The organism is Natronomonas sp. CBA1123, assembly GCF_009741925.1.
Lineage (GTDB): Archaea > Halobacteriota > Halobacteria > Halobacteriales > Haloarculaceae > Natronomonas.
Window position 1 is genome coordinate 29564 of the sequence record NZ_WPCC01000022.1, and the last position, 24565, is coordinate 54128.

Sequence of the window (24565 nt, forward strand, 5' to 3'; positions counted from 1 at the left end):
TCGCGGGCGGGGGTGGTAAGGCCATCGGCGGGTCGGATTTTTAATCGTCGGGGTCCGGGGTGGGATATGGTCAGCGAATCCTCCCGCGGCCGATTGGGGTGGTGGGGCGTCGGCTTCGCCCTCGCCGTCGTCGTCGCCGCGACGTTCTACGTCTTCGTCGGGACGGTCGTCACAGCTCTGTTTCTGTACTACGTCTCGCGGCCGCTGTACCGACACCTCCGTGGACACCTCCGTCCGACGTTCGCCGCGGCCGCTTCGCTCCTCTGTCTCTCCGTCCCAGTCGTTTTCCTGTTGGCGTACACGACCGCCGTCGCGTTACAGGAACTCAGAACGCTCGCTCAAACCGTCGACCTGGGTCCGGTCCAGAGCATCGTCTCGCCGTACTTCGACGTGTCGGCCCTCGTCGAAGACCCGGCGACCCTGTTTCAAAACCCCGACGTCGTCGACGCACTCCTCGTCGTCTTCGACGGAATCTACGACTACCTCCCCTTCGTCGTCTCGGTGCTTCTGCATCTGTTCGTTGCGCTCGCGCTCACGTTCTACCTGCTCCGTGACGGACCGAAACTCGCCCGCTGGGTACGCGACGTCTTCGGCGACGAGGCGGGTGTCCTCGACGCCTACGGCACGGCGGTCGACCGCGACCTCAAGAGCGTCTACTTCGGCAACATCCTCAACGCCGTCATCGCGGCGGTCATCGGAACCATCACCTACAGCCTGCTGAACATCGTCGCCCCGCCCGCGCTCGCAGTCCCGTACCCGGCGCTATTGGGAATCCTCGTCGGCGTCACCAGTCTCGTTCCAGTGGTCGGAATGAAACTGGTGTACGTCCCCGTCGGCGGATTGCTGTTCGGCCAAGCTCTGCTTCGGGGTGACCCGCTGTGGTTTCCCGTGGTGTTTTTCGTCGTCTCCGGGATTCTCATCGACTTCATTCCGGACCTCCTCCTGCGCCCGTACGTTTCCGGCCGCAACCTCCACGTCGGTCTCGTGATGGTCGCCTACATCCTCGGACCGCTGTTGTTCGGCTGGTACGGGCTGTTCCTCGGGCCACTGTTGCTCGTGTTGGTGTTTCACTTCGCCCGATTCGTCCTCCCGGAGCTACTGGACGGCACGCCGATTCAGCCGATAGTCGTCTCACCTGCCGCACTGCGGCAGTCACACCACAGCAGCCCGGCCACAGCGGAGTCGGTGGCGGCCGAGTCGGAGGTGACTGACTCCACCGGAGCCGAATCAGTGGAGGACAGTGCAGAAGACGACGACATCGAAGGCCCTCAGTAGTCGTCGTCCGTATCGATCAGTCGGCTTCCGTCCCGCGGACAGTAGTCGTAGGACTCCTCGGTCGTCCTGAACCCACACCTGTCACACCGTTTCGGCTGTCGCGCCGATTCGTCGGTGAGGCCGCCGGAGCCGAACAGGAACGGAACGAAGGGAACGAACAGGAAGAACAGCACCGACCCCGTATACCAGTACAGCGCGACGCTGACGGCGAGGCTGGCGAGAAGCCCGGCGAGCGCCGTCAGGGTTCTGGAGCCGACCATCACGTCCGGGTAGACGCGGCTGTCGGTTGTCGGTTTCGGAGCGGGCCGCTATCGGGCGTCGGAAAAAATCGAGGTGGAATCGACGTTACTTGCCTTCGAACTCGGGCTCGGTGTCGCCCATGAAGGCCGTGATGCCCTCCATGAGGTCGTCCGTGCCGATGAGGTGACCGAACGCCTGGGCTTCGAGTTCCAGACCGGCTTCGACGTCCTCGAAGCCGCGGTGCATCGCGCGCTTGGTCAGTTTCTGGGAGACCGGCGGACCGGCGGCGAGGTCGGCGGCGAACTCGTGGACGCGCTCGTCGAACTCCTCGTTTTCGACGACTTCGTTGACCACGTCGTAGTCGTACATCGTCTCGGGGTCGTACCGCTCGGCGGTGAAGACGATTTCCTTGGCGCGGCCGAGGCCGGCGATGCGGCCGAGTCGTTGGGTTCCGCCCCAGCCGGGGAGCAGACCGAGGTTGTGCTCGGGGGTGCCGAGTTCCGACCGCTCGGAGGCGATACGGAAGTCACAGCACAGCGACAGCTCGAAGCCGCCGCCCAGCGCGAAGCCGTCGATACCGGCGACGACCGGCATGTCGCAGTCTTCGAGTTTGCCGAATGTCTGTTGGCCCTTCCGGGAGAGTTCGATGGCTTCCAGCGGTTCGGCGTTGGAGGCCATCGAAGTCACGTCGGCGCCGGCGGAGAACGCGCGGTCACCCTTGCCCGTGATTAGGAGGGCACGGACCTCGTCGTCGTCCTCCATCAGGTCGATGGCTTCGGCGAGTTCGTCCAGCAGGTCCGGGTTGATGGTGTTCATCCGGGCCTCGCGGTCGAGGACGATTTGGCCGACCATGTCGCCGGGGTGTCGAATCTCGATGTTGGTGAACTCGACTTCGCCGTCGTCGTCGCCACCGTGGAAGCCGCCGTCCTCGGCGGCCTCACGCAGGCCGTCGGAGACTTCGAAGCGGGGGTGGCCCGTCTCGTCGCTCAGCTCTTCGAGCGTCTCGACGAGCGTGTCGAGTCCCATGTCGTCTGCGAGCTTCGCCGGGCCGTCCGGGAAGCCGGCACCGAGCATGACTGCCTCGTCGATGTCGGCGGGGTTCGAGACATCGTTGCCGACGAGGTTGCCGACTTCGTTGGCCATTACAGCGACGAGTCGGTTGGCGATGTCCTCGCTGCCGGCGTCGGTCGGAATGTCCGGGCCGTCGCCCTCCTCGTAGTCGTAGAAGCCCTTGCCGGTCTTCTTGCCGAAGCGCTCCTCCTCGACGATTTCCTCGAGGTACGGTGCGGGTTCGTACGGTTCACCCAGCACTTCGTGCATGTACTCCAGCACGTGATAGGTCACGTCGTTGCCGACCTGGTCGCCGAGTTCGAACGACCCCATCGGCAGGCCCATGTCGAACTTCGTCGTCGAGTCGATTTCCTCCTTCGTCGCGGCGTCCTCCGAGACCATCCAGCAGGCCTCGTTCATGAGGGGCACGAGGATGCGGTTGACGATGAAGCCGGGGGAGTCCTTGCGGACGCGAACGGGTGTTTTGCCGAACGCTTCGGCGAGTTCCTCGGTCGCTTCGAGCGTCTCCTCGTCGGTGTGAGCGCCGGAGATGACCTCGACCAGCTGCATCCGAACCGGCGGGTTGAAGAAGTGCATCCCGCAGAACTGCTCGGGCCGTTCGGTGACCTCCGATAAGTCGGTAATCGACAGCGAAGACGTGTTGGAGGTGATGATGGCGTCTTCGGGGAGGTGTTCCTCGACATCACCGTAGACGTCCTTCTTGATGTCCATCTTCTCGGGGACGGCCTCGATGACGAAGTCGGCGTCGCCGACAGCGTCCTCGACATCGACGTACGGTGTCACGCGGTCGAGTGCGTTCTCGGACTCCTCCTCGGAAATCTGTTCCTTCTCGGCGAGTTTTTCGAGCGACCACTCTATCTGCTCGTAGCCGTTCTGGACGAACTCCTCTTTGATGTCCCGCAGGTTCACGTCGTATCCCGCAAGAGCGGCGACCTCCGCGATGCCGTGGCCCATGTTGCCGGCCCCGAGCACCGCGATGGTCTCGATGTCGTCGAATTCCATTGTTAGCAGGCGAGACCACACTCGGAACGTGTTTCAACGTTTCCTTCTCGGCTTGTTTTCGTACTGAAGCGTCGACCATCCGACCGATTGCGTCAATTGAGAAGTGTTATGTGGTGGCAATGCTGTTGAACAATCATGGACTTTGGGCTCTCCGACGAGCAACAACAACTCAAAGAAGAGGTCAAGCGCTTCGCCGACAACGAAGTCCGACCGAACGCACAGGAGTACGACCGCGAAGAGAAGTTCCCCCACGACATCGTCGACGAGGCCGCCGAGATGGGTCTCTGTGGCGCGACGATACCCATCGAGTACGGCGGCGCCGGCTACGGCGCGGTCGACTCGGTGCTCATCGCCGAAGAACTGTTCGCGGCCGACCCCGGTATCGCGCTGTCGATTCTCGCCACGAGTTTCGGTACCGAGGCCATACTCGAATACGGCACCGAAGAGCAGAAAGAGGAGTATCTCGAACCCGTTGCCCGGGGCGAGGCCATCTCCGGAGCCGCCATCTCGGAACCTGACACGGGTTCGGACGTGTCGTCAGTGTCGACGCGTGCGGAGAAGGACGGCGACGAGTGGGTAATCAACGGGAACAAGATGTGGATTACCAACGGCAGTGTTGGTGATTTCTTCGTTGTCCTGTGTAAGACAGACCCCGACGCCGACGGCCGCTACAACGGCTTCTCACAGATTATCGTCGAGTCCGACCGCGACGGCTTCACCGCCGACAAGATTACGGGCAAGATGGGGATTCGTGCCTCCGACACCGCCGAACTCATCCTCGACGACGTTCGCGTCCCCGAGGAAAACCTCGTCGGCGCGGAAGGTGCCGGTTTCCTCCAGCAGATGAACTTCTTCGACGCCACCCGAACCGGCGTCGCCGCACAGGGCGTCGGTATCGCGAAGGGCGCCGCCGAGCGCGCACTGGAGTACGCCCAAGAGCGCGAGCAGTTCGGCCGCCCCATCGGGGACTTCCAGGCCATCCAGCACAAACTCGCCGACATGCACACCGAGGCTGAAGCCGCACGCAACCTCACCTACAAATCCGCATGGGAGGTTGACTCGGGCGGCCAGCCGAACACGATGCTCGCATCGATGGCCAAGGAGTTCGCCTCCCGAATCGCCGTCAAGGCAGCCAACGAGTGTGTTCAGATTCACGGCGGCTCCGGCTTCGTCGACGACTTCGACGCCGAGCGGTTCTACCGTGACGCCAAAATCACCCAAATCTACGAGGGCACCACCGAAATCCAGAAGATGATTATCGCCCGCGAACTGCAGGGTAAGGCTTCTAGGAACACCCACTTTTTACTCCCTCGGGTGTCCTCGCGCGCCTCCGGCGCGCTGCGGGCACCACTCGGTCGCAAAAACGTGGGGAAAAACAACCCGGACGCTCCCTTCGGTCGCGTCCGGAGTGGTTCGAAAGACGCCTCTGGCGTCTTTCGTCATGCGAAAAGAGCGCGAAGCGCTCTTTTCAGCAAACCGCGCTCGCTTCGCTCGCGCGGATGCTTGGCGTTGGTTTCTCTCTTTGGTCGAAACGCACACTTTACCCGGTAGCCACCGCTACGGCGTGTCATGAGTAGCCTCGTGACCGACGACCTCACGCGCGCAGCGACGTTCTTCACCCTGGCGCTTCTCGTCACCGCCATCGGCGGGTTCCTGCTGGGTGAGGTTCGCCTCGGCGTCGAGTTGGGACTCGGACTCGGCGTCGCCTTCGGCGTCCTCGCGTACTTCTTCCTCGTTCCCACGGAGAACGACGAAGCCGCCGACGACGAGTCGTGACGACTGCCTCGGCAGCGAGTTATAAGCCACCGGAGGCCGAACGCCTCGACATGAAGATTTACACCGGTCGCGGTGACGAGGGAATGACCGACCTTCGAGACATGTCCCGCGTCTCGAAGACCAGCGCTCGAATCGAGGCCTACGGCACCGTCGACGAGGTCAACAGCGTCATCGGACGGATTCGTCCCTCTGGGTACGACGACATCGACGAGAAACTGAGCGCGGTTCAAAACCACCTCCACATCATTCAGGCCGACTTCGCCAATCCCGACCGTGAGGACGCCGACGCCCCGCATCTCGAGGAACACCACGTCCAGAAACTCGAAGACTGGATGGACACCTTCGACGACGAACTCGACCCGCTGCAGAGTTTCATCCTCCCCGGCGGCAGCGACGCCGGGTCGAAACTCCACCACGCCCGAGCAGTCTGTCGACGCGCCGAGCGACGGGCGGTGTCGTTGGCCTCCGACGAACCCGTAAACGGCGCCGCGGTCGCGTATCTCAACCGCCTCTCCGATGCGCTGTTCGTCTGGGCTCGTGTCGTGAACAAACGTGAAGGCGTCCCCGAGGAAGAACCGGAGTACTAGGGCTTAAGCCCCATCCGCTCACGGAAGGCAGTATGCAACAGGTAGACGTCGCCGTCGTCGGTGGCGGCCCGGCCGGGTCCTCGGCCGGCTACGCGGCCGCCAGCGAGGGCGCCGACGCCGTCGTCATCGAGAAGGGCGTCCCCAGAGCGGACCGCGAGGAACTCGGACCCGATTCGACGGACGCTGCCGGCATCCTCGACTACTGGGTCGACCTGATGGACCTCGACGAGCCGATTCCGGACCATGTCAAACACCAAGAACTCGACGCCGCGGAGTTCATCGGCCCCTCCGAGACGTTGGAGATGACCGAAACGGGGATAGACGCCACCTATCCGAACTTCGGATTCACCGTCCACCGCGCGCGATTCGACGACTGGCTCCGGTCACGTGCCGAAGACGCCGGCGCCGAGTACCGCGTCGGAACCGGCGTCGCATCGGTCGATTCCGACCTCACGGGCACGCCTTCACACACGCTGACGCTGCGCGACGGCACAGAAATCGAGACGGAGTATCTGATTCTCGCCGACGGCCCCCAGCGGACGATTACCGGGACGGTGCTGGAGAAGTGGCTCGCCGACGACCAGATGGCAAAACTCGAATCCCGGACGGCCAACCACATCGCCTACCAGGAGTACCGCCGACTCCCCGAGGAGTTGTTCGAACGCGACCGAATCAAGTTCTGGTGGGGGTACATGCCCGGCCACACCGCCTATCCGTGGGTGTTCCCGAACGACGAGCCCGTCGCACGAGTGGGACTGACGATGCCCATCGGGATGGACCTCGATGAGGTGTCAAACCGCGAGGCCTATCGGTTGCTCCACGACGAGGACGAACGAGTCCCACAGGGCAACACCTACATCAAGAGACTCATCGAGGAGGTGTATCCGGGCTACGACCTTGCGAATTTCCCGCTCGTCGAGGACCGCGGGAAGTCCGGCGGTACCGAGACCTATCCCATCTCTTCGACGCGTCCCATCGAGTCACCGACGACGGCCAACGTCGCTGTCGTCGGCGGCGCGATGGGCGCGACCTCGGCGTTCCACGAGGGCGGCGACCACGTCGCCATTCGGACCGGCCAAATCGCGGGGCGACTCGCCGCCCTCGGTGCATTGCGGGCGTACAACGCCGAATGGCACCGCGCCATCGGCAGCGAAATCCGCCGAAACTGCGTGTTCGCCGACATGGTTCGCGGGTACGAACCCAACGACTGGGACACCATCTTCGGGTTGGTCAGCGACGTGCAGGGCGACGACGGCTTCACCCCCTACGAGGCGGTGTACGCTGGCCTGACTGGTGCGAAACTGTTCGGCGAATACAAATGGCGGAAGTTCCGCTTCCGTAACGGCGGCTACGCACAGGTTCGGGAAGATGACTACACGGTCTGAAAGCCGAAAGAGGATTACCGCTCGACAGTGTAGGTACGTTGCGCACCTTTAGTCCCCGACCGAGCAGCCCTTTGGGCAGCGATGACGGACCGGAGAACCCGGGTGTGCGACATACTCGATTCGTCGTGATGGCTTCCGCCGTCTCGGCATTCGGGGACACTACGTGTCCCCCGCCCGACACGAGGGTTTCCCGACCGACCGCGGCACGCCGCCTGGGATGAGGTCGGACGTTAGTGTTTCGGGCGTACATCTCACGATACCGAACAGCGGGGGCGCTGTCGAACTAAGCAACGCTGTCCACCTGTCGGAATCGGATGGTTGTGACAAAACGTGTGGTCGGCCGGCAGTTCTCTCGCCGATTCAGTCTTCGGGCACGGCCTGGGTCGATTGAGTTGTCGCCGGTGCCGGTGGTTCGTGCGTTCCGAAGTCGGGATGTGTCTCTTCCATCCAGACGTACACGACGGCCCCGGAGACGAACATCAGGGCCGCAGTCATGTAGAACGCCGCTTCGGCGTTCACGAACTCCATCGAGAGGCCGATGAGGATGGCCCCGACCGCATAGCCTGAATCGCGCCACATGCGGTAGACGCCCATCCCGGCCGACCGCCAACTCGGATGGGCCGCATCGCTCGGGACCGTCATCAGGTTCGGATACAGCAACGCCATTCCAAGCCCGGAGATGGCGGCTAGAACGGCCCACAGGAGGTACCCCTCGACGAGTACCATCCCAAGCACGCCGGCGCCGGCCAGGAACATACCGGCGATGACCGGTGGGCGCCGGCCGATTCGGTCCGCGAGTCCGCCCGTGGCTATCTGGAGGAAGTACATCGCGCTGTGGACGCCGACGACGACGCCGACGGCCGCGATGCCCAGCCCCTCGCTCACCAGATACAGGGGGACGGCAATCCAGAACAGCGTGTCCACGAAGTTCTCGATGTGGCCGGCCTGTGCGGCAGCGAACAGCGTCCGGTCGCCGTAGGTCGCCCGTTTCACCACGTCTTTGAACGGGAGGTTCGCGTCGTGGTGGTCGTCGTCACCTTCGGCCTGTGCGTACTGGACAGTCTCCTTGATGAGGAAGATAGAGATGAGGAACGCCAGCACGACGACGACGGCGAGGAAGTAGAACGGCTCCGGCCGGAGGTTCCACTGGCCCGCGATGAGGCCCGTAATCCAGGCGCCGACGGCGACGCCGGTGTATCCGAACGACTCGTCGATGCCGACCGCGAGGCCGCGCTGGTCTGGGCCTGCGAGGTCGATTTTCGCGTTAATCGCCATACTCCAGGTCAGCGCCTGGTTGATGCCCAGCAGGATGTTCCCGACGGTAATCCAGCCCCAGCTGGGGGCGAAGATGAGGATAATAGGCAGGGGGAGTGCCGTCGCCCACCCTGCGACGAGGACGGGCTTGCGGCCGTAGGACTCACCCCACTTTCCGGCGTAGAGGTTGAGAATCGATTTCACGATTCCGAACGAGACGACGAACGACCCGATGACGAGGAACGACTCGACGCCGAGTACGTCCTCTCCCAGCACGGGAACGACGGTGCGTTCAGACCCGATGGTCAACCCGGTCGCGAACACCAACAGGACGTGCAGCGAGAACTGCCCGAGGTGTTCGCGGATTCCCTGTCTGAGTTCGGTTGTCGTACTCATCGATTACTCGGCGGCGCAGTTGTTCGGCCCCAGTTCCAGTTCGGCCAGTTGGGTTTCGGGAACCGACTCCTGTCCCACGTTCGTCCGCTTGACGCGCTCGAAGTTCGGGGGATGGTCCGGGATGTCCGAGGCGAGTTCCTCGATGAACGCCTCGCGGTCGCGGCCGAGGTCCTCGTTTCGGTCTCTGACCTCCCCGAGGGTTGCGGTCACCGGTGGTTCGGGAGAGCCGGGGTCGTGTGCTGGTAAGACGAGTGCGTCCTCCGGCCGGTCGAGCAACCGCTGGAGGCTCTCGTAGAGCGTCGCTGCGTTCCCCTCGACGTCGGAGTCTTCGATGCCTGCTTCGACGCCGAGTTCGACGCGGCCGACGCTGTCGTGGAACAGCGTATCGCCCGTGAGCAGTGCCACCCCTTCGACGTCGAAGGAGACGCTTCCTTCGCTGTGTCCCGGCGTGTGGATGACTTCGATGTCGAGGTGGCCGACGGTCATGCGTCGTCCGTCTTCGAGTGGCGTCGCGTCGAGAGCGAGAGCGTCCTTCGAGTGGAGGTAGTAGGGCACGCCGTGTCGGTCGGCGAGTTCCGATGCGCCGGAGACGTGGTCGGCGTGGGCGTGCGTATCGAAGACGCCGACGAGGTCCGCGTCGTACGCCTCGAGAATCGCGTCGTACTCCTCGAGGTAGTGTGAGGGGTCGAAGACGGCGGCCTCGCCGTCCGAAACGAGGACGTGGGCGAGACAGCCCTTCCCCGGCCGTGCGACTTGCACGAGCGTGCCCTCGATGTCGACCGGGACTTCCGCGTGCCGGTGGACACGGCTCCAGCCGTTCATCCCGTCGGTGAGCGTCTTCGCATCGTACCCCATCTCCTCGAGGACCTGGGTTGCGGTGTCGGCGACGATGCCCGCATTACAGACGGTCGCCACCTCCCTGTCTTCCGGGAGATCTTCGAGGACAGCCGCTGCAGCGTCGGGGTCGTCGGTCAACTCCTCGTACACGTCGACGTTGACGCTGTCCGGTACGTGCCACTCCTCGTACTCCGCTTCGTGGCGAATGTCGAGTACGAGCAAGTCGTCTTCATCGGCCTGTAACCGTTCTCCGAGTTCTTCGGGTGAAATCTCCGCCATCAGTGGTCTGTCTTATGAGGGGTGTCTGAATATAGTGACTGCCGGACATGACCGGCACCGATAATAACCTCTAGCTCGAACGTGTCCACATGAGTCTGTACGAGGCCTCCTTTCGGGTCAAACACGAGTGTCCGTATCGAGAGATATCCGAACGCTACCCGGACCTTACGATTCGTGAGTGGTACCTGAACGACTGCCAGGTCATCGAAATCACGGCTCCGGGGTCGCCGACCGAGGACCTACTCGAGGAAATCGACGAACTGGGGACGGTGCTCCACGAGTCAATCGACGAGTCCGGGCTCCACGTCGTCACCCAGTCGTGTCTCTGTTCGCTGGAGGACTCCATCATCGAGCGGTTCGAGTCGTACAACAGCCTGTATCAGCCGCCGACGATTCACCGTCAGGGCTGGGAGCATTACACGGTTATCGCGTTCGACGAGGGCGACGTTCGAGACCTCCTCCAAGATTTGGAGGCCGACCGGGACATCGAGGTCCTCTCGAAGACCGCGATTACCGAACAGCGGATTCCCCACAGTATGCTCGCACCGGTCGACCAGCTGTTCGAGGCGGTGACCGAACGGCAGCTGGCGGCGCTTCGGCTGGCTCTCGAGAGCGGCTACTACGAACAGCCCCGGAAGACGTCGCTCCGGGAGTTGGCGGACCGAACCAGCGTCGCCCGTTCGACCTACGAAGAACACCTCCGGAAGGCGGAGAACAAACTGCTCACGAACGCGGGGCAGTTCCTGCGATTGGTCACCGCGACCTCGACGGCGGACCCGTTGGACGTGGAGGGACGCCGACGGAACGAACAGCCCGCCGACTGACGGACGCTCCAATCGGCCGTAACGGTCATCCCCGCTGGGGACGAACGTGGTCCACGAATGACCGACCCTGCCCCGTCGCTCGACAGGCGAACGGTGCTCGAAGCGCTAGCCGGCGCCGGGGCGATGTCGATAGCCGGCTGTTCGGCACTCGAATCCGAATCCGACGACCCGACGACCACGATGGACGGCGAGACGGCCCGTGAGTTGGCCGTACAGTACGCGCCGACGCTGTATTTCGACACCTACGAGAAGTGGTTCCCGACGGACCCCCGGTCCTACGAAGTCGAACGCGATGGAGAAACGGTCGTCGACGGGTTCGAAGCCTTCGACGGCTACACCCGGCGGTTCAAGGAGGCCGAGACGCCACCGGACCCGACGGTGTTCTTCAACGTCGTCCAGTACGAGGAGTCCCCGCTTGCGGTCGTCCAGTACTGGCAGTACGGCGCCTTCGACCAGTTCACGACGAACTTTCACTGGCACGACTGGGAGGTGTTGCACGTCTTCGTCGACACGGAGACCGACACCCCGCAACTGTACGTCGCCAGTTCCCACTCCCGGAAGATACCGAACAACGAGTTTCTCGACCCCGACCGGGAGATGGTCCCCCGTGTGCTCTCGGAGTTGGGTTCACACTCCAGTGCGCTGTCGGTCAACGACGTTCCCGACCGATTCCAACGCTTCCCCATCGGCGAAACGTTCGCCGACATCACCAACAGTGCGATAGAGGGCATCGAGGACATCGAGGAGATACCGGTCGCCTACGGCTTGCCCCGCGACGAGGGGTCGGCGCTGCCGTACCTCGTGCCGGAACTCGACGGCGAGCCGATTTACGAACACGAGCGACTGCCGTCGGTCGAACGGTCGGATTTGGTCGACGAATCGCTGACGATACGGTCGCTGGACGCGCTGACTTCCCCGCCGGAGGAGCTACCGGAACGCAGTACGGGACTCGTCTTCGAACACGTCGACAGAGGGAGGGAGGACGCCGATGTCGAGTACGAACTCGTCCCGTCGATCGAACTCGAACACATCGAGGCGTTCACCGGGCCGCAGTTGAGCTTCGAGTTCGACGTTCCGCAGTTCGCCGAGGACGCCGTCGCTGGTCACATCACCACGACGGGTCTGCCGTGGGAACAGCCCCGATACGACAACCCGGCAGCCGACATCACCGAACCAAATCACAGGGTGGCGCTTGCGGACCGCTACGACGCCATCGGCGAGGCGGCGCCGGTTCACACCCTCGTCGCGAGAGTCACCGAAGCAGTCTCCGACGAGGAGGCACCGGACGGCGAGGGGGTGACGACCGAGCAGTCCTCGACGGAGGCGTTCGCGTTGGTCGAAAGCGACCCCGAAGCGGTTCCGACGTTCAGCGGATACGTCGTGGCCCAAGATATCCCGGAGGGCGAGCATCGATTTACGGTCAACGGTGCGGGACTTACCCCCCACAGCGAGGCAGTGTCGGTGAGCGGCGAGGCCGGCACGACGATGGCCGGCGTCGACGGCGAGATTCCGCTCGTCGCCCGCGAGAACGCGACGAAACTCGAAATCGACGCGGAGGGAACCGACGCCGACCTCACCGGCGTCGCCGTCGAGGACGACTTCGGCGGACGGCTGTACGACGCCCCGGTTTCGGGCCGCGACGCGGTGTACGTCCACCGTGGCGGCGCCTACACGACGGAGGTCCGCGACAGCGACGGCGCACTCGGCGCCTTTCGGGTCAACCCCGGCGAGGAGTCGTCGGTCCGAATCGACCGCCCGCGAACCGGAAAGGCGTCGCTCGCGATGTTCCTCGCGAACATCTCCGAGGAGACTGCCGAAGAACTGTCCGAACTCGATGACGATGACGATATCGGCGGGGGGTCGGTCAACGCCATCGGTGGACTCGCACAGGCGCTGTCGTCGGTCGGAGACGCCGCCCGCCGGGCAGCCGAACAGGCCGAAAGCGGAAACCGCGGTGCTGCCGACCGGAACATCGACAGCGTCATTTCGTTGCTCGAACAGGTCGAGACTCGATTGGAGGGCGCACGCGGGTCGCTTCCCGACGACATCGCACGCGCCGTCGAGCTGCGACTTGAGCAGGCCCGCCGTCGCTCCGAGCAGGCGAAAGCAGAAGAGAAGCTCTGACCGGGAGGGTCACATGTACATCCGGTCTTCCGGACGCATCTCCTCGCGTTGGGATTCCAGTCGAGCAGCGAGTTCCTCGTACTGCTCCGCCAGCGTCTCGGCGAACTCCTCGAGAGGCCCGGTGTCGATGTCGAGGTCGTACACCGAGTCCAGCGCGCCGATTAGTCTGAGCGCGGCGTCGATGTCGGGGACTTGCTGGTGTACAGGTGTCGTCAGAACGCAGGCTTTCAGCGTGGAGTCGACGGCTCGCTCCATCAGTTCGCCGTTGATACCGTCGAGGAACCCGCCGGGCATCGCGGTTATTCCGTGGTCGCCGTCCAGCCGTGCCGACTGGTAGTCTTCGCTGGCAACGTAGAACGCGCGATGGTCGTCGGGGCCGTGCTGGATGGGGACTCCCGAGAGTACAACGATGTCCTCGACACCGTGTTCGTCGGTGTAATCGAGCAGGGCGTTGCCGAACGGTTCGGCGGCGTACGGCGGGACGAACAGTTCGCCGACGACGACGGTGATGTCGAGGTCCGGTTTCGAGAACAACCGGGTGTGGTGTCGAGGCGTCCCGTTTTCGAACGGTGTCACTGCCGGCAGTTGCTCCACCCCGATGTGGCCGGTCCGTTCGAGTTCGAGCGTTTCGGTGACGTAGTTTGCGGCCGTGAGACCCGCGAGACCGAATTCCGCGAAGCCGGCCACGAGCGTCGAAGTCGGTTCTTCGTGTTGAATGTCGAATGACGGGGACGTTCCTTGACCAACCATACACCAATGACGGGACCGCCCGTATTAGGTGTCAGGGCGGAACGCTTTTTCGGGCGCCCGGCGACTGCCGGATATGGACGTGACGACGGCGGTGTTGCAGACTGGGGGACCGACTCCAACCCCGACGCCGACGATTCGGACCTCGGAAGGGCCGCTTCCCCGTCCACCGTGGCTCCCCGATGCGATTCCGTCGTTCGCATTTCGGTTGTTCATCGCAGTCGCGGTTCTCGTCGTCGCCTACTACGTCTCGAAACTCGTCCGACAGGCACTCGGACGGCGTATCGCACGGCGATTCAAACGGCCGTCGGTCACACGGACGGTGCTCAGAGGAGTACAGGTCGGAATCATGCTCCTCGCGCTGTTTACGTCCCTGGGCATCTTCGGCCTCGGATTCGGTAACATCGCACTCTCCGTCGGTGTGTTCTCCGCAGTCGTCGGTGTCATCCTCGCGCCCATCATCGGTAACATCCTCAGCGGCATCTTCATCCTGAACGAACAGCCCTACGAAATCGGCGACATGGTAGAGTTGGCGGACACCGACACCAAGGGGTTCGTCGAGGATATCACGCTGTCGTACACGAAGATGTTCACGCTCGACAACACGTTCATCGTGTTGCCGAACGGGACGATGCGGGACCGGGACGTGGTGAACTACTCCGCCGAGGACACCCGCATTCGAATGACGCTGGATGTCGGCGTCACCTACGAGAGCGACATCCCGACGGCCAGAGAGCAGATGGAGGCCGCCGCCCGGGCGGTCAAGGGCGTCATCAAGGGTGGCCCGGACATCCGCGTCGGGAGCGCGCGCTATCCGGCGTCGCCGACCTGTTACATCCGTGAATTCGGCGACAGCGAGGTTGCGTTGCGACTCCGCTACTGGGCCAAGGAGCCCTACAAGCAAACGGCGATTCGCTCGAAGGTGCTGACGAACGTCTGGACGCGCTTCGAGGAGCACGACATCGAAATCCCCTACCCGCACTCCCATCTGGTGTTCGACGACACCAGTGGCGAGATGCAGGTCGCGACTCGCGAGATAGATGCCGAGGCGCCGTCCAGTCCGGGTGGAGCGACGCGTCGAGAGGCCGACGCGGGGACAGAGGAAGCCGTCGAGGACCGCGAAAACGAATCGGACGCGGACGCTACAGACTCGCAGTGATGACCTGACAGTCGAGTTCCCGACGGAGGAACGACTCGATGTCGGGGTCGTCGACCAGTCGACGGAGCATTCGCCGCCAGCGGCTGGCCTGTTTTCGGCCGATGACGACGTAGTCGGCGCCTTCGGCTGCGATTTCGTCGAGGATGGTGTCCTCGACCATGAACCCCGACCGGACGACGTACCGTGCGCGGTCGATGCGTCCGCACTCGCGTTCGGCTGCCGACTTGAGTTCGGTTCGGGTGACTCGCTTGTCGTTTTGATAAAGGTTCACGTGAAGAACGGTGAGTTCGGCGTCGTGTTCGTCGGCGACTTCGATGGCGCGCCGAAGGGTCGCCAGCGAGTGCTCCGAAAGCGGATAGCGGACCGGGACGACGACCAGCGTCATTACCGGGGAAAGCGGACCGCGGTGCCTCAACCTTCCGGTTGTGCGCGAGGCTCAGAGCCCGGTCCGAACGATTCGCCCCTTCAGTTGCGGGGCCACGCCGACCTCGCGGGCGTATTCCGCGAGGATGTCGTACTGGACGTCGAGCGTTGCGATTCGTTTGGCGTCGGTCAGCGTCGGGAACTCGGCGTCGGTGTGCAGGAGGAACTCCGTCGTCGCAAGCGCGTATCGCGCGGTGTGGTCGATGGCCTCGCCGCCGACCTGTGCCTCGATGAGTTCGTCGTCGTTGTAGTCGTAGACGAGCCGTGCACCGGAGACGTGGGCGTGCCACCAGTCGGACTCACCGAACCCGGGGGTGTCGGCGGCTTCCCGGAACGTGTCCAGCAGTTCCGACCCGGAGCATTCGAGGACGACTACCGGCTCCTCGAAGGGGACGAGACTCACGAGGTCGGCGACGGTTACCTCGTCGGCCAGCGACGGCCCGGTTCGGATGCCGCCGCTGTTCTGGAGGCCGACGACGCGCTCCGTGGCGTCGAGTTCCCGCTCGGCGGCCCAGCGGTAGGCGTCGGCGACGAAGTTGCCCACGCGGCTCTCGCCGCGGAACGCCTCCCGTTCGGTTCGCCGAATCGGTTCATCGACGCGTGCGACGACGGTGTCGAGTCCTGCCTCGTCGAGCCGTCGGCGGTAGCGTGCCGTGAGTTCCTCATCGAGTGGCGCGTCGGCGACGACGTGACGGGTCACTTCGAGTGTCGGTAACTCGACTTCCAGAAGGACTTCGCCGCCGGTTCCGGGCCGTGTCAACAGCGTTCCGGCGACGCGCTCGATGCGCTCGCTGTGGACGTGACCGCCCAAGATGACGTCGACCTCGCAGGCGGCAGCGAGGCGCTCGTCGCCGCGGCCGAGATGTGAGCAGACGACGACGTACTCTGCGCCGTCCGCTCGCAGTTCTCGGGTCGCCTCTCGCGTCGCGACGATTGGGTCGGTGAACGTCAGTTCGGTGGCTTCGGGATTGGCCGAGGGCGTCGTCGGGTCCGTAACGCCGAGAAAGCCGACGCGAACCCCGTCGACCTCTCGGATGGTGGCGGCCTCGACGCCGGCGAAGCGCTCGCCGCCGTTGTAGACGTTCGCGCTGAGCCACTGCTGGGGGGACCGCTCGACGAGTTCGGCCGCCCGGTCGGCGCCGAAGTCGAAGTCGTGATTGCCGAACGTCGACACCGTCGGCGAGACGGCCTCGAAGAACTCGAGGGCGATTTCCCCGCGAGTCACGAGTGGGAGAACGCCGGGCGCGATGTTGTCACCGGTGCCACAGACGACGGTCTCGTCGTCGCGGAGTGCGTCGACGAGGCCGGCGAGTCGGCCGACGACCTCCGGGTCGTCGTGGGCGTTCTCGATGTCCGAATAGTGGAGGAGTCGCACTGTGTCAGTCGAGGCGTCCGACGCGCAAAACCGTATCGAGACCGTGACGGTTTTGCCGCCCCGCGGCCCACCGTCTGTATGGACGAGCGCACTGGACCTGACGGAGAGACACTGTACGTTTCCCGCGAGGTCGTCCGCGGGAACAAGGGGCCGTTCCGGGTGGTGTACGCCGACCCGGAGGGTGAGCGTCGCTGGGGGTTTTTCTGCACCAACTGTGAGACGTTCGACAACGCCGTCGACGCGATGGGTCGCATCCAGTGTAACCAGTGTGCCAACTTCCACAAGGCCGAGGAGTGGGACGCCGCCCACGAGTAATCCAACCGATACGTTTTCGACGATACGGACTTCGTCTGACGGTTGTCTGACTTGGTGTATCTTACAGGTCACCGAACGGGTACGTGCTAATCTTTATCTCTCGGCGCGCGCAATCTGCGTACGAATGGGTGCTGTTAGCACATCTCTCGTCGAGGAGGCACGAACCATCTTCTCCGACCTCGGGTACGAGGTTACGGAGGACGGAGACGAACTCCGCGCCGAACGCAAGTGGCGAACCGTCCACGTCACGACTGACGACCCAGACGACGCGGCCACGCATGGCCGACTTCGATGTTTCGTCGCTCGCGGTGACCAAGCGAACACCGTCCGCGAACGGTTACTTTCGACAGAACCCGACTACGATTGGGCAGTAATGCGCGTCGACGACGGGGAGTATCAGGTACTCCACCCGAGCGGTGACGTCCTACCGGCGCCCTAGAGTCGCCACCGCCGCTTCGACGCCCGCGCCGGGTTCGACGCCGACATCGGCCGACGCCAGCGTCTCGCCCAGTGCACCGAGCGTTTCGAGGACGGGACCGCGACGGGCGCCGTAGCCCATACAACCGACGCGAATCGCCTCGTCGGCGAACGCGCCGAGTCCCGTCGCGATTTCGACGTCGTACTCGTCCCGCATCGTCGCGACGACCTCACCCGGCTCCAGCCCCGACGGGAGTCGGGCGGTCGTGAGACTCGGCAGTCGCACGTCCGACTCGACGACCGGTTCCAGTCCCAGCGCCCACAGTCCATCCTGTAGGGCCTCTGCGTATCGCTCGTGCCGCTGCCAGCGATTTTCGACGCCCTCCTCGTCGACAAGCCGGAGCGCCTCCCGGAGCGCGTAGACGTTGTTCACCGGGGCCGTGTGGTGGTAGGCGCGTTCCTCGCCCCAGTAGTCGTCGAGCAGCGATAAGTCGAGATACCACGACCGAACCGGCTCCTCTCGGTCGAGGATTTTCGTCATCGCCCTGTCGTTGACCGACAGCGGACTCGCACCCGGCGGACAGGAGAGACACTTCTGGGAGGCCGCGTAGGCGGCGTCGATACCCCACTCGTCCATCCGGAACTCGACGCCACCGATGGAGGTGACACAATCGGCGACAACTACGGCGCCGTGGTCGTGGGCCGCGTCCGCAATGGCAGACATCTCGGGTTGCCGGACCCCCGTCGAGGTTTCGGCGTGGACGACCCCGACGACGGCGGGGTCGTGTTCGGCGCAGGCGTCCCGAACGTCGGCGGAGTCCAGCGGCTCCCCCCACGGGGTTTCCACCTGGACGGCGGTGCCGCCGGCGCGTCGGACCATCTCGGCCATGCGGTCACCGAAGTAGCCGTTCCCGGGGACGACGGCCGTCTCGCCCGGTTCGACGAGGTTTCCGATGGCGGCTTCCATCGACGCCGACCCGGTTCCGCTGACCGGAATCGTCCACTCGTTGTCCGTTCGAAGCGTCGCCCGCAACAGCCGTTGTGTGTCGTCCATCACGTCGATGAACGCGGGGTCGAGGTGGCCGACGGGTGGCGTTCCGAAGGCGTCCAACACGCGGGGGTGAGTCTCGCTGGGACCCGGACCCATCAGCAGGCGGTCCGGGAGCCGCAACTCCGCTACCGGAGGTTCCATACACGAACGTGGACAGCCACAGCACAAAAGGGGTGCGGAAGTGCTCAGTAATAGTATGTGTTCCGACACGTCAAGGTAGTTTTACTAACCCCCAGTGAGAAGGTCACATGCGATGGTCTTCAAGAAAATAACGCTCATCGGGACGAGCGACGAGAGTTTCGACGCGGCGGTCGACGAGGCGGTCGACCGGGCCGAAGACACCCTCGACAACGTCAAGTGGGTCGAAGTCGGGGAGTTAGGCGTCGAAGTCGCCTCCGTCGAAGGCCGGGAGTATCAAGCCGAAGTCGAAGTCGCGTTCGAACTCGCGTAACCATCGCGGCCTTGCACGCGCAAGGAGGGAAGGAGCATCGTCGTGCCGTTCGGCACGACGGCTTTTCGTGGACTAACCGACCAGCGTCAGGTCCGGAACGACTCGCCACAGCCGCACTCGCTTTCGGCGTTGGGGTTCTCGACGTGGAAGCCGGCGCCCTGTAGGCCGCCCTCGAAGTCCAGCACCGACCCTTCGACATAGTTCTGGCTGGCCGAGTCGACGAACACGCGCAGACCGTGGTGGGTCGTCACCGCGTCCTCGTCTTCCGGTTCGAGGTCGAAGCGCAGTCCGTAGGAGAGTCCCGCACAGCCACCCTGTTTGACGAACAGCCGGAGGCCGGCCTCGTCGGTGTCCAAGCCCTCGTCGCGAATCAAATCGAGGGCCTGTTCGGCCGCTTCCTCGGTTACCTGTACCGGTTCGCCCGTCTCCGCTCCCTCGCCTGCGTCGGCGGTCTGGCTCATGAAACTTGCTACCACGCCGACGGCAATAATCCTGACGCCGTTGTCACGACTCGCCCGGTGGCTGCTCTCTTGGGACGAACGTGCCCACTACAGGATTCAAAAAATAGTAATAAATTAGATAGAATCGAATGAGACCCCACGACTGAAGAACAGTGATTCAGTGTATCACAAGTGCCACAACGGCTATATCTGCTGGCGGAGTAGTTACTCATGTAACATGAACAAGCACTTCCAAGACACGAGATACTACCTGAAGCGTGCGGGCGAAACGACGAAAGCGGGCGTCGTTGAGGAGCTGAAACCGGTGGAGACGAAGGTTCGGGGATTTACGGCCCGCGAGTCCGAACCCGAACCTCGGCGGTTGGACGTGGTTCGGACCGAACTCGTCGACTTCGGTGAGAGAGCCGAGGCCAGAACGCGTACCGCGATTCGGAGTGGTCGCGAGAAACTCGGAACTCGTCGCCGCGAGCGTACGGCTGCTTGAAAAGGGTTAAGTTCGGGGCGGGGATATTTTCGGCCGCAGGGTCGGTGGTCTAGTTGGTTATGACACCTCCTTCACACGGAGGAAGCCGACGGTTCGAATCCGTCCCGACCCATCCGTTCACTTCCGTTTTCTGCAGGAGCATTTCCCGTCGTCTTTTTTCGGGTTCGGCACGGACACCTCAGGTATGACCGACGAGACCGAGACTAACGAGGCCCTTGAACAGTGGAAAGCGGAGATGCAGGCCGAACACGAAGCCGCCATCGAGAACCCGGACCCCGACGAGAACCACCGAATCGAGGGCGTCGCACAGGTGAGCTATCGGGTCTCGTTTACCTACGACGCGGAATCGGACGAACTCCAACGGGCGGAGACCGAACAGGTCGAGGAGTTGGCCGACCCGGAACTGCTCTCCTGTTCCTGTGGCGTGCGGGGGATGACGCGGGCGGAGGCGCGAACCCACGTCGTGGCGGCACAAAACGAACAGGGGTGAATCCGCCCGGGGTCGGCCGGTTTCACCGTTTCAACTGTCCGTTAGGTCTATTGGGTCCCTCCGAGAAGCCCGCGGCGTGACGCGAAAGTCGCCCGACGAGGGCACGCGGAATCGGCGGTCGTTCCTCCGTTCGACGGGGGCACTCGCCGTGGCAACCGCGATTGGGGGATGTTCCAGTGACCAGTTGACTGGCGGCGACGAACGGCACCAGCCGGTTCGGACGTTCGCGGAGGGGTTCAGAAACGACGACGTCGACACCATCAGGAGTTCGCTTCACTCCGAGTCGCCGCTCCGAGAGTCGCTGAGCGAACAACAGGTCAGTGGGACGAGCATCGACATCGTCACCATCGAGACGAGTTCCTCGGAGGGAGATAGGGCGACCGTCCACGCACAGTTGGAGTTCAGCGGCAGTTCGGGGACTCCGGACGGGCAGGTCTGGTACACCTTCGACGTTCGTCGAGACGGCGATACGTGGGGTATCTGGCAACTCCAGCGGGGTCGAAGGACACCGACACCGACACGAACACGGACGGAAACGGAGTCCCCGACGGAGTCCGAAGACACCGATACGGAGGACGACCCCGAGACGGAAACGGAGACCCCCGGCGACACCGTGTTCTACGATGGGTTCGAGGACGACCTCAGCCAGTGGAACGTCGTCGAGTCGGCGTGGCGTCGGACGAGTACGTCCGCAGTCTCCGGGGCGAACAGCGTGGGCATAGACGCCCGCGGTGGGGTCGGGACGATTGCGACGGCCGACTTCGATTCGGCGCGACGGATTGGTGAGTTCAGGTACTACTGGTACGAGTCGTCCGCGAGTTGGGGTGGCGGTATCCGGCTGTTGAACGACGCCGGCGATGTCGAAATCGGCACGACCTCGGACAATCCCCAGTGGGTCGTCGACGACGGTGAGGGCATCGCCCAGGTCGATTCGGGCACGGAGTACCAACGGTGGGTTCGTGTCTCGCTGCGGTTCGATTGGTCGGATGGGACGGCCGACGTGAGATTCGAGGACACCGAGTCGGGGGCGTCGTACACCGGGACACACCCGCTCAAGCAGGGGGAGAACGTCCAACGGATTCAGGTACGTGGGTTCACCAGCGAACGGGGCTGGGAGACGGACGAGTGTCACATGCTCTGGGACGACATCCTCGCGCGGGAATAATACCGGCCCGCGACCGAACGCGATTCGACGGGGCGTTTTCTCGCGGCGATAACACGAACCTCGATTTATATGCCTAGGGATGGTAGTGGTACTTAGCGATGAGTACTACGCGCGGTCGTCGCGGGTCGGACGACGTGTCGGTTGCCCCTCCGGGGAACGTTCTCCTTCGGGCACCGGCGTTGAGCGACGGGAAGCGGAGCATCTGTCCGTCGCTCCACGCTGGCGACGATGTGAACCTGTGTGTCGTCTCTCTTTCCGGAACACCGGACCGAATTCTCGATACATGGCGCCGTCACGGCGGCTTGTCGCAGAAAGTCGGCATCATAACGGCCGACGAGACGCGCAGTGCCGCGGCAGCTGACGTTCCGTCGGCAACTGTCGGTCCCGACGGAACGACGGTATCGACGACAACCGTCTCCGAGCCCGGTGACCTCACCGGCATCGGAATCAAGGTCAGTCAGTGTCTCTCGGCGTGGCGCGACGACGACGCGACGACGGTGCTGTGTTTCGACTCGCTCACGACGCTGCTACAGTACGCGGACCTCCAGCGTGCGTTCAGGTTCCTGCACATGCTCACTCAGCAAATCGAGAACGCGGGCGCACTCGGGTACTTCCACATCGACCCCGCTGCCCACGACGACCGAACGGTTTCGACGGTGGCGAACCTCTTTTCCGAGCAGTTCGAGTACGACGCCGAAACGGGCGGCTGGGACGAACGTTAACGCGGCGTCAAACGCATTCTGACCGGATTGCGCGGGTGCATCGTCAGCGACGGCCGGAGTTCCAGCGGTTCGTCGTCGACGCGTTCGAGTTCGAACTCGCTCGCGACGGCCGCGAGGATGAGTTTCGACTCCAGCAGCGAGAACTGTTTACCGATACAGATGCGTGGGCCGCCACCGAACGGGAAGAACGCGAACCGCGGGCGTTCTCGGGCGCGCTCGGGGAGCCAGCGGTCGGGGTCGAACGTCTCGGGGTCGTCGTAGTACCGCGACGAGCGGTGGACGACCCACTGCGGGAGCATACACAGCGCCCCCTCCGGAAGGTCGTAGCCGGCGAGTTCGACGGGTTCGGTCGATTCCCGAAACAGGGTGTACACGGGCGGGTACAGCCGCATCGCTTCGTTGAGCACTCGGTCGGTGTATTCGAGGTTTCGCACGTCCGCGAACGTCGGGTCGTCGCCGACGTCGTCGAGTTCTGCGTACAGTTTCCGGCGAACCTCCGGATTCTGGTCGAGGAGGAAGAACGTGTAGGTGAGCGTCAGCGCCGTCGTGTCGTGGCCGGCCAGAAGCATCGTAACGAGTTCGTCCCGAAGTTGTCGGTCGGTTTGTTCGCCGCGTTCCTGTGCCCGGAGCAGGACACCGAGCAGGTCGTCGCCGTCGGTACCCATCGCCCGACGCTCGGCGACGATGTCGTCGAGGATATCTTCGAGCGTGCCGATGGCGTCGTGGAAATCCCGGTTCTCGGCGGTCGGCAGCCAGTTCGGTAGCAGGAACCGACGGGCGTCGGGTTCGAACCGCGCGCCGAGCGGTTCGAGGGCGGCCTGTATCGTCGCGGTCGTCTCGTCGTCCAGCGTCGCATCGAACATCGCCTCGGCGATAATCTTCACCGTGAGTTCGGCCATCTCCTCGCGGATGTCGACCACGTCGCCTGCGGCCCACCCTTCGACGAGCGTTCGGGCGTGGTCGGTCATCATCGACGTGAGGTCATCGAATCGAGCGGGGTCGAACGCCTCCGTCGCGAGGGTTCGCTGATGGCGCCACGCCTCGCCGTCGCTGAGAAGCAAGCCGTTGCCGAGCAGTTCCTCGACGGCGTCGTCGCCGAAGGCCGGCTTTCGGAAGCTCTCGGCCTCGCTCACCAGCACGCGTTCGATGGTGTCCGGCCCGGTGAGCATGTACGTCGGCTGTCCGGCGAGTTCGAAGGCGGCGATGTCGCCGTAGGCGCGACCGACCGCGTCCATGAAAACGAACGGGTCGCGGGCGTACCGGTGGGTACTTCCGAGGAGGGGTACGCCGTTCGGTCCGGGCGGCTGGTCGTCCATCGACATACCCAACGTAGGGTCTCGCGGGGCAATAAGACCGGGGTGGCGGCGGGGACGGCCGCTTGTGTTTCGGCGACCCCGTATAAGTCACCGGGTATATTCTGCGGAGAATTTATACGTATCTTCTCGTATCATTTCCCCAAGGACAGAGCGCTCTGTATCGCATGACCGAAAACAACGAAACTCCGGACGACGACCGAAGCGAGGCCGAGGTCGGCGATTTCCAGTTTGGAGTTCCCGACGGTGGTTCCGAGGAACCCGACGACAAACCACCGACACGTACCGACGGGGCGGGGAACACCAACAGTCGCTTCGACTTCGACTCGTGGCTCGGTGACGTGATTCCGGATACGGGTGATGAATCGACGGCTTCCGCCGCCAAGACGACCACGGCGGCGGAAGCCGAGGGGACCGTCGGTCCGGCCGACTTCGCCGGCTTCGAGTTCGCCGAGTGGCTCGAAGAGACCGAAGCCAAGGCGACGACGACGACGGAAGCCGAGACGACGACGGAAGAAGCGGCCGAACTGGGTCCCGTCTACGACGGCTTCGACTTCGGCCGTTGGATTACCGACGACAGCGAGGCCGGGCCGAAAGAGCCGCCGGATATGCCCCGCGTCGTCGGTTCCTCGCCCGAGCGTGCTGTCTCGGCGCGCTCGCGACTGCTCGGCGTGCTGCCGTTCTTCGGTTCGCCGGAACCGGTCGACACGTACCCCGGCGGGTTCGACTTCGCCGGCTGGCTCGGTGAGGGTGAGTCGGACTTCGAACCGGTCGCCGCGACGCCGGAGCCGACGCCCGACCCCGACCCGGCTGCCGCCGGTGCGACCGTCGGCGGGGAACCGTCGTATCCGACGCCGGGGAGCGGTGGCATCACCGACACGCCGCCCATCAAGGTGGCTGCGTTCGCGCTGTTCGCAGCGAGCATCGTCGCCGTTGCACTGA

24 protein-coding genes, 1 tRNA gene and 2 pseudogenes are annotated in these 24565 nt (G+C 63.9%); 17 read left to right on the forward strand and 10 right to left on the reverse strand.

Going from position 1 to position 24565, the window contains the following annotated elements; genetic code table 11:
- The first annotated feature begins 66 nt into the window (after positions 1 to 66).
- Positions 67 to 1275, forward strand: coding sequence for an AI-2E family transporter (locus tag GJ631_RS10980; RefSeq protein WP_156709207.1), 1209 nt, complete (start codon positions 67 to 69; stop codon positions 1273 to 1275).
- Here the strand turns inward: GJ631_RS10980 and GJ631_RS10985 are convergent.
- On the reverse strand, positions 1269 to 1535 hold the full coding sequence (locus GJ631_RS10985) for a hypothetical protein (RefSeq protein WP_156709208.1): 267 nt from the start codon (positions 1533 to 1535) through the stop codon (positions 1269 to 1271). The two genes, GJ631_RS10980 and GJ631_RS10985, sit on opposite strands and share 7 nt — an antisense overlap.
- A gap of 85 nt (positions 1536 to 1620) precedes the next feature.
- A complete protein-coding gene (locus GJ631_RS10990; protein ID WP_156709209.1) occupies positions 1621 to 3588 on the reverse strand; it encodes a 3-hydroxyacyl-CoA dehydrogenase/enoyl-CoA hydratase family protein in 1968 nt (655 codons plus the stop codon).
- 135 nt (positions 3589 to 3723) lie between these two features.
- Here GJ631_RS10990 and GJ631_RS10995 point away from each other — a divergent pair.
- The 4 genes and pseudogenes from GJ631_RS10995 to GJ631_RS11010 all read left to right on the forward strand — a co-directional run.
- Positions 3724 to 4869 (forward strand): annotated as a pseudogene (locus tag GJ631_RS10995) (acyl-CoA dehydrogenase family protein); the annotation flags it as partial.
- Positions 4870 to 5157: 288 nt separating this feature from the next.
- Positions 5158 to 5364 carry a hypothetical protein gene (locus GJ631_RS11000; RefSeq protein WP_156709210.1) on the forward strand — a complete coding sequence of 69 codons (207 nt, stop codon included), beginning with the start codon at positions 5158 to 5160 and terminating at the stop codon, positions 5362 to 5364.
- A gap of 50 nt (positions 5365 to 5414) precedes the next feature.
- Positions 5415 to 5951 carry a cob(I)yrinic acid a,c-diamide adenosyltransferase gene (locus tag GJ631_RS11005; RefSeq protein WP_156709228.1) on the forward strand — a complete coding sequence of 179 codons (537 nt, stop codon included), beginning with the start codon at positions 5415 to 5417 and terminating at the stop codon, positions 5949 to 5951.
- A gap of 32 nt (positions 5952 to 5983) precedes the next feature.
- The gene (locus GJ631_RS11010; protein ID WP_156709211.1) at positions 5984 to 7336 is read left to right on the forward strand and encodes an NAD(P)/FAD-dependent oxidoreductase; all 1353 of its coding nucleotides are present in this window, start codon (positions 5984 to 5986) and stop codon (positions 7334 to 7336) included.
- Positions 7337 to 7696: 360 nt separating this feature from the next.
- Here the strand turns inward: GJ631_RS11010 and GJ631_RS11015 are convergent, their stop codons facing one another.
- Together GJ631_RS11015 and GJ631_RS11020 are read right to left on the reverse strand one after the other, a co-directional pair.
- Positions 7697 to 8986, reverse strand: coding sequence for an MFS transporter (locus tag GJ631_RS11015; RefSeq protein ID WP_156709212.1), 1290 nt, complete (start codon positions 8984 to 8986; stop codon positions 7697 to 7699).
- A 3-nt stretch (positions 8987 to 8989) separates the two neighbouring features.
- Entirely contained in the window at positions 8990 to 10102 is a 1113-nt protein-coding gene (locus GJ631_RS11020; protein WP_156709213.1) for an MBL fold metallo-hydrolase, read from the reverse strand.
- Between the two features lie 89 nt (positions 10103 to 10191).
- On the opposite strand from GJ631_RS11020, the gene GJ631_RS11025 reads away from it, so the two are divergent.
- Together GJ631_RS11025 and GJ631_RS11030 are read left to right on the forward strand one after the other, a co-directional pair.
- The gene (locus tag GJ631_RS11025) at positions 10192 to 10926 is read left to right on the forward strand and encodes a helix-turn-helix domain-containing protein (protein ID WP_156709214.1); all 735 of its coding nucleotides are present in this window, start codon (positions 10192 to 10194) and stop codon (positions 10924 to 10926) included.
- A 57-nt stretch (positions 10927 to 10983) separates the two neighbouring features.
- Positions 10984 to 13050, forward strand: coding sequence for a hypothetical protein (locus GJ631_RS11030; RefSeq protein WP_156709215.1), 2067 nt, complete (start codon positions 10984 to 10986; stop codon positions 13048 to 13050).
- Positions 13051 to 13059: 9 nt separating this feature from the next.
- Here the strand turns inward: GJ631_RS11030 and GJ631_RS11035 are convergent, their stop codons facing one another.
- Positions 13060 to 13800, reverse strand: a complete 741-nt coding sequence (locus tag GJ631_RS11035; protein WP_156709216.1) for a proteasome assembly chaperone family protein — start codon at positions 13798 to 13800, stop codon at positions 13060 to 13062.
- Between the two features lie 73 nt (positions 13801 to 13873).
- Here GJ631_RS11035 and GJ631_RS11040 point away from each other — a divergent pair, with 73 nt between their 5' ends.
- Positions 13874 to 14956: a mechanosensitive ion channel family protein gene (locus tag GJ631_RS11040; protein ID WP_156709217.1), complete on the forward strand. Its 1083-nt coding sequence runs from the start codon at positions 13874 to 13876 to the stop codon at positions 14954 to 14956.
- Here GJ631_RS11040 and GJ631_RS11045 read toward each other — a convergent pair.
- Together GJ631_RS11045 and GJ631_RS11050 are read right to left on the reverse strand one after the other, a co-directional pair.
- A complete protein-coding gene (locus tag GJ631_RS11045) occupies positions 14940 to 15341 on the reverse strand; it encodes a universal stress protein (RefSeq protein WP_156709218.1) in 402 nt (133 codons plus the stop codon). The two genes, GJ631_RS11040 and GJ631_RS11045, sit on opposite strands and share 17 nt — an antisense overlap.
- A 51-nt stretch (positions 15342 to 15392) precedes the next feature.
- Positions 15393 to 16754 carry a bifunctional UDP-sugar hydrolase/5'-nucleotidase gene (locus tag GJ631_RS11050; protein ID WP_370518641.1) on the reverse strand — a complete coding sequence of 454 codons (1362 nt, stop codon included), beginning with the start codon at positions 16752 to 16754 and terminating at the stop codon, positions 15393 to 15395.
- A 78-nt stretch (positions 16755 to 16832) separates the two neighbouring features.
- Here GJ631_RS11050 and GJ631_RS11055 point away from each other — a divergent pair, with 78 nt between their 5' ends.
- On the forward strand, positions 16833 to 17069 hold the full coding sequence (locus GJ631_RS11055; RefSeq protein WP_156709219.1) for a DUF5816 domain-containing protein: 237 nt from the start codon (positions 16833 to 16835) through the stop codon (positions 17067 to 17069).
- Positions 17070 to 17193: 124 nt separating this feature from the next.
- A complete protein-coding gene (locus tag GJ631_RS11060; RefSeq protein WP_156709220.1) occupies positions 17194 to 17508 on the forward strand; it encodes a hypothetical protein in 315 nt (104 codons plus the stop codon).
- On the opposite strand, the gene GJ631_RS11065 is transcribed toward GJ631_RS11060, so the two are convergent.
- Positions 17494 to 18678 (reverse strand): alanine--glyoxylate aminotransferase family protein, encoded by a 1185-nt coding sequence (locus tag GJ631_RS11065; RefSeq protein WP_156709221.1) that lies wholly within the window; start codon positions 18676 to 18678, stop codon positions 17494 to 17496. The two genes, GJ631_RS11060 and GJ631_RS11065, sit on opposite strands and share 15 nt — an antisense overlap.
- Positions 18679 to 18790: 112 nt before the next feature.
- On the opposite strand from GJ631_RS11065, the gene GJ631_RS11070 reads away from it, so the two are divergent.
- On the forward strand, positions 18791 to 18988 hold the full coding sequence (locus tag GJ631_RS11070) for a dodecin (protein ID WP_156709222.1): 198 nt from the start codon (positions 18791 to 18793) through the stop codon (positions 18986 to 18988).
- An 86-nt stretch (positions 18989 to 19074) separates the two neighbouring features.
- Here GJ631_RS11070 and GJ631_RS11075 read toward each other — a convergent pair whose 3' ends face one another.
- Positions 19075 to 19449, reverse strand: a complete 375-nt coding sequence (locus GJ631_RS11075; protein ID WP_156709223.1) for an iron-sulfur cluster assembly accessory protein — start codon at positions 19447 to 19449, stop codon at positions 19075 to 19077.
- Positions 19450 to 19666: 217 nt separating this feature from the next.
- Here GJ631_RS11075 and GJ631_RS11080 point away from each other — a divergent pair, with 217 nt between their 5' ends.
- The 5 genes from GJ631_RS11080 to GJ631_RS11100 all read left to right on the forward strand — a co-directional run bounded on the left by GJ631_RS11080 (position 19667) and on the right by GJ631_RS11100 (position 22310).
- Positions 19667 to 19933: a hypothetical protein gene (locus GJ631_RS11080; RefSeq protein WP_156709224.1), complete on the forward strand. Its 267-nt coding sequence runs from the start codon at positions 19667 to 19669 to the stop codon at positions 19931 to 19933.
- A 38-nt stretch (positions 19934 to 19971) separates the two neighbouring features.
- Positions 19972 to 20045, forward strand: a tRNA-Val gene (locus GJ631_RS11085).
- Positions 20046 to 20117: 72 nt separating this feature from the next.
- Positions 20118 to 20423 (forward strand): hypothetical protein, encoded by a 306-nt coding sequence (locus GJ631_RS11090; protein WP_156709225.1) that lies wholly within the window; start codon positions 20118 to 20120, stop codon positions 20421 to 20423.
- 76 nt (positions 20424 to 20499) lie between these two features.
- The gene (locus tag GJ631_RS11095; protein WP_156709226.1) at positions 20500 to 21588 is read left to right on the forward strand and encodes a twin-arginine translocation signal domain-containing protein; all 1089 of its coding nucleotides are present in this window, start codon (positions 20500 to 20502) and stop codon (positions 21586 to 21588) included.
- Positions 21589 to 21686: 98 nt separating this feature from the next.
- Positions 21687 to 22310, forward strand: coding sequence for a hypothetical protein (locus GJ631_RS11100; RefSeq protein WP_156709227.1), 624 nt, complete (start codon positions 21687 to 21689; stop codon positions 22308 to 22310).
- On the opposite strand, the gene GJ631_RS11105 is transcribed toward GJ631_RS11100, so the two are convergent.
- Positions 22307 to 23626 (reverse strand): cytochrome P450, encoded by a 1320-nt coding sequence (locus tag GJ631_RS11105; protein ID WP_156709229.1) that lies wholly within the window; start codon positions 23624 to 23626, stop codon positions 22307 to 22309. The genes GJ631_RS11100 and GJ631_RS11105 overlap by 4 nt on opposite strands.
- A 164-nt stretch (positions 23627 to 23790) precedes the next feature.
- Here GJ631_RS11105 and GJ631_RS11110 point away from each other — a divergent pair.
- Positions 23791 to 24565: pseudogene (locus GJ631_RS11110) on the forward strand (hypothetical protein); the annotation flags it as partial.

Excerpts from the sequence above, each read along its gene's own strand:
- GJ631_RS10980 (WP_156709207.1), top strand. The coding sequence starts at position 67 with ATGGTCAGCGAATCCTCCCGCGGCCGATTGGGGTGGTGGGGCGTCGGC.
- GJ631_RS10985 (WP_156709208.1), bottom strand. The coding sequence starts at position 1,535 with ATGGTCGGCTCCAGAACCCTGACGGCGCTCGCCGGGCTTCTCGCCAGC.
- GJ631_RS10990 (WP_156709209.1), bottom strand. The coding sequence starts at position 3,588 with ATGGAATTCGACGACATCGAGACCATCGCGGTGCTCGGGGCCGGCAAC.
- GJ631_RS11000 (WP_156709210.1), top strand. The coding sequence starts at position 5,158 with ATGAGTAGCCTCGTGACCGACGACCTCACGCGCGCAGCGACGTTCTTC.
- GJ631_RS11005 (WP_156709228.1), top strand. The coding sequence starts at position 5,415 with ATGAAGATTTACACCGGTCGCGGTGACGAGGGAATGACCGACCTTCGA.
- GJ631_RS11010 (WP_156709211.1), top strand. The coding sequence starts at position 5,984 with ATGCAACAGGTAGACGTCGCCGTCGTCGGTGGCGGCCCGGCCGGGTCC.
- GJ631_RS11015 (WP_156709212.1), bottom strand. The coding sequence starts at position 8,986 with ATGAGTACGACAACCGAACTCAGACAGGGAATCCGCGAACACCTCGGG.
- GJ631_RS11020 (WP_156709213.1), bottom strand. The coding sequence starts at position 10,102 with ATGGCGGAGATTTCACCCGAAGAACTCGGAGAACGGTTACAGGCCGAT.
- GJ631_RS11025 (WP_156709214.1), top strand. The coding sequence starts at position 10,192 with ATGAGTCTGTACGAGGCCTCCTTTCGGGTCAAACACGAGTGTCCGTAT.
- GJ631_RS11030 (WP_156709215.1), top strand. The coding sequence starts at position 10,984 with ATGACCGACCCTGCCCCGTCGCTCGACAGGCGAACGGTGCTCGAAGCG.
- GJ631_RS11035 (WP_156709216.1), bottom strand. The coding sequence starts at position 13,800 with ATGGTTGGTCAAGGAACGTCCCCGTCATTCGACATTCAACACGAAGAA.
- GJ631_RS11040 (WP_156709217.1), top strand. The coding sequence starts at position 13,874 with ATGGACGTGACGACGGCGGTGTTGCAGACTGGGGGACCGACTCCAACC.
- GJ631_RS11045 (WP_156709218.1), bottom strand. The coding sequence starts at position 15,341 with ATGACGCTGGTCGTCGTCCCGGTCCGCTATCCGCTTTCGGAGCACTCG.
- GJ631_RS11055 (WP_156709219.1), top strand. The coding sequence starts at position 16,833 with ATGGACGAGCGCACTGGACCTGACGGAGAGACACTGTACGTTTCCCGC.
- GJ631_RS11060 (WP_156709220.1), top strand. The coding sequence starts at position 17,194 with ATGGGTGCTGTTAGCACATCTCTCGTCGAGGAGGCACGAACCATCTTC.
- GJ631_RS11065 (WP_156709221.1), bottom strand. The coding sequence starts at position 18,678 with ATGGAACCTCCGGTAGCGGAGTTGCGGCTCCCGGACCGCCTGCTGATG.
- GJ631_RS11070 (WP_156709222.1), top strand. The coding sequence starts at position 18,791 with ATGGTCTTCAAGAAAATAACGCTCATCGGGACGAGCGACGAGAGTTTC.
- GJ631_RS11075 (WP_156709223.1), bottom strand. The coding sequence starts at position 19,449 with ATGAGCCAGACCGCCGACGCAGGCGAGGGAGCGGAGACGGGCGAACCG.
- GJ631_RS11080 (WP_156709224.1), top strand. The coding sequence starts at position 19,667 with ATGAACAAGCACTTCCAAGACACGAGATACTACCTGAAGCGTGCGGGC.
- GJ631_RS11090 (WP_156709225.1), top strand. The coding sequence starts at position 20,118 with ATGACCGACGAGACCGAGACTAACGAGGCCCTTGAACAGTGGAAAGCG.
- GJ631_RS11100 (WP_156709227.1), top strand. The coding sequence starts at position 21,687 with ATGAGTACTACGCGCGGTCGTCGCGGGTCGGACGACGTGTCGGTTGCC.
- GJ631_RS11105 (WP_156709229.1), bottom strand. The coding sequence starts at position 23,626 with ATGGACGACCAGCCGCCCGGACCGAACGGCGTACCCCTCCTCGGAAGT.